The organism is Myroides sp. C1519 (assembly GCF_038039755.1).
Lineage (GTDB): Bacteria > Bacteroidota > Bacteroidia > Flavobacteriales > Flavobacteriaceae > Flavobacterium > Flavobacterium phaeum_A.
Genome location: NZ_JBBPHM010000055.1, coordinates 1 through 604, shown reverse-complemented (window position 1 = coordinate 604; position 604 = coordinate 1). Strand labels below are relative to the sequence as shown.

Genomic DNA, 604 nt, shown 5'->3' with positions numbered 1-604 from the left:
GAGGTGTCAGGTTAAGTCCTATAACGAGCGCAACCCCTATTGTTAGTTACCAGCGCGTTATGGCGGGAACTCTAGCAAGACTGCCGGTGCAAACCGAGAGGAAGGTGGGGATGACGTCAAATCATCACGGCCCTTACGTCCTGGGCTACACACGTGCTACAATGGTCAGTACAGAAAGCAGCTACCTGGCGACAGGATGCGAATCTCAAAAGCTGATCACAGTTCGGATTGGAGTCTGCAACTCGACTCCATGAAGCTGGAATCGCTAGTAATCGGATATCAGCCATGATCCGGTGAATACGTTCCCGGGCCTTGTACACACCGCCCGTCAAGCCATGGAAGCTGGGGGTACCTGAAGTCGGTGACCGCAAGGAGCTGCCTAGGGTAAAACTGGTAACTAGGGCTAAGTCGTAACAAGGTAGCCGTACCGGAAGGTGCGGCTGGAACACCTCCTTTCTAGAGAAAAAATTAGTAATTAATACTTTACTCTCGCTGTTAGTTCAAAATACAACACTTAAGTATACAGAGTCTCGTAGCTCAGCTGGTTAGAGTACTACACTGATAATGTAGGGGTCGGCAGTTCGAGTCTGCCCGGGACTACTAA

At 50.3% G+C, this 604-nt stretch carries 1 tRNA gene and 1 rRNA gene; both read left to right on the top strand.

What is annotated here, in order from left to right:
* Positions 1–456, top strand: a 16S ribosomal RNA gene (locus AABL81_RS13545); the annotation flags it as partial.
* A 70-nt stretch (positions 457–526) separates the two neighbouring features.
* Positions 527–600 (top strand) — tRNA-Ile (locus AABL81_RS13540).
* The last annotated feature ends 4 nt before the right edge of the window (positions 601–604 follow it).